The organism is Actinomyces urogenitalis DSM 15434, from assembly GCF_000159035.1.
Taxonomy (GTDB): domain Bacteria; phylum Actinomycetota; class Actinomycetes; order Actinomycetales; family Actinomycetaceae; genus Actinomyces; species Actinomyces urogenitalis.
Genome location: NZ_DS999576.1, coordinates 691601 through 693743, shown reverse-complemented (window position 1 = coordinate 693743; position 2143 = coordinate 691601). Strand labels below are relative to the sequence as shown.

Sequence of the window (2143 nt, the reverse complement as noted above, 5' to 3'; positions counted from 1 at the left end):
TGGGAGCGGCGGTGGCCACGACGGCGGCCGGCGCGGCGGGCCTGGTCGACGACCTCGACCAGGGAGCCCATGACGGTGAGGCCCCTGCCAAGGGCCTCAAAGGACACCTCGGTGCCCTGGCCCGCGGACGCGTGACCACCGGAGCCCTCAAGATCCTCGTCATCGGAGCCGGTTCCGCTGTGGCCGGCGCCGTCATGACGGCCGCGGACCCCAGGCCTCATCGTGGGCTGGGCGGCCTGGTGGACGCGGGCGTGCGCACCGTGGCCATCGCCTCGTGGGCCAATGTGCACAACCTGCTCGACCTGCGTCCGGGCCGTGCCCTCAAGGCCGCGGGGCTCCTGGCCGCTCCGATGGCACTGACGCAGGCGCGACGGGCTCCGGCCTCGGCGGCGCTGGCTGGCGGCACGCTGGCCTGTTGCGCGGCGGGGCTGAGAGAGGACCTGGCCGAGCAGACCATGCTGGGGGACACCGGCGCCAACACGGTCGGCGCCCTGGCCGGGGCGAGCCTGGCCAGCCATCCCAGCCCTGTGCTCCGCCTGACCAGCGCCTGCGCTGGCACCGCCTTGGTCCTGGCCAGCGAGAAGATCTCCTTCTCTGGCGTCATCGCCCGCACACCTGCCCTGGCCGCCCTGGATGCGTTGGGACGCCGTGAGGACTAGCGGACCTGCTCCCTCCAGCGCCCGCAGCGGGCTGCTGGGAGCCGCAGGATCGGTGGCGGGCCTCACGCTCGTCTCCCGTGCGCTGGGCTTCGCGCGCTGGATCGTCCAGGCCTCCACGGTCGGGGCCGGGACGGTGGCGGGTGCCTACTCCACGGCCAACCAGGTCCCCAACGTCCTGTACGAGGTGGTGGTCGGCGGTGCGCTGGCCGCCACGATCGTTCCACTGCTGGCCGGGGCGGTACGAGGAGGTCGGCGCGAGGAGGTCGAACGCACGGCCTCGGGTCTGCTCGGCCTGGTCCTGATGGTCCTGGCCCCTCTGGCCGTGGCCCTGGCTGTGCTTGCCGGCCCAATCGCCTCGCTCTTTCCCCTCTCTCAGGGTGTTGACCCCGCCTACCAGCGTGAGCTGGTGGCCGGCTTCCTGCGCATGTTCGCCCTCCAGGTGCCGCTGTACGGCGTCGGGGTGGTGCTCACCGGCGTCCTGCAGGCACATGGCCGCTTCGCCTGGCCTGCGCTGACGCCGGTGGCTTCCAGCCTCGTGGTCATGGCGACCTACGCCGTCTACGGGCAGATGAGCGCCTCGGCACCTGAGACCCCCTCCGGCGCGTCACTTCAGGTCCTGGGCTGGGGCACCACCCTGGGGGTGGCCGCACTGAGTCTGCCGCTGATCTGGCCGGTGGCGCGCCTGGGACTGCGGATCCGTCCCAGGCTGGGCCTGCGTGGCGGGCAGCTCAGGCGCCTGGGGCGCCTGGGAGGCGCGGGCCTGTGGACCCTGCTGGCGCAGCAGGCCAGCGTGCTCGTGGTGCTGGCGCTGGCCCGCAGCGGTGGTCGCACCGGCACCGTGGCCGTCTATCAGTACACCCAGGCGGTCTACGTCCTGCCCTACGCGGTGCTCGCCGTCCCGGTGGCGTCCGTGCTCTACCCCCGTCTGGCCGCCGCGCTGGCAGCGGACGGACCTGAGCAGTCGGCGGTCAGCGAGCTCGCAGCGCGTTCGACGGCGCTGGTGGTGGCTGTCGCGGCCGCCGGAGGCGGTGCGCTGCTGGCCGTGAGCCAGGGGGCCCAGACCTTCTTCTCTCTGCTCACCGACGTTGCGGGGATGGGGCAGTCCCTGGCGGTGCTCGCCCCGGCGCTGATCGGCTACGCGCTGATCTTCCAGGTCACCCGGGTGTTCTTTGCTGCTGACCGTGCGGGCTCGGGGGCTGCCGCGACCTGCGCCGGGTGGGTGTGCGTCATCGTCGTCTCGACGGTGGCGGTGCGGGTCATGGCCCCCCACGGCGGCGACTCGTGCGCCACTCTCATCGCCTTGGCGATCGGGCTGAGCGTGGGGATGACGGTGGCTGGGGTCGGCCTGCTGGCAGCCTTGGCACGCCTGCTGGGCACGGCGGTGCTGACACCGGTGCTGCGCGCCTTGCTGGTCAGCGGGGCCGTGGCCGCGGTCGGCGGCACGGCGGCGCTGCAGGCCACCTCGAGGCTGGCTGAGCACGCCA

Annotated in this window: 2 protein-coding genes; both read left to right on the top strand. The window is 73.3% G+C overall.

Translation table 11 applies throughout. The features are described from left to right. On the top strand, positions 1-659 hold a 659-nt coding region (locus tag HMPREF0058_RS11175), incomplete at its 5' end, for a hypothetical protein (protein WP_006549904.1). Then, positions 649-2143: murein biosynthesis integral membrane protein MurJ (gene murJ / locus HMPREF0058_RS11170; protein ID WP_248597025.1), on the top strand; the 1495-nt coding region annotated here is incomplete at its 3' end. The genes HMPREF0058_RS11175 and murJ, both read left to right, overlap by 11 nt.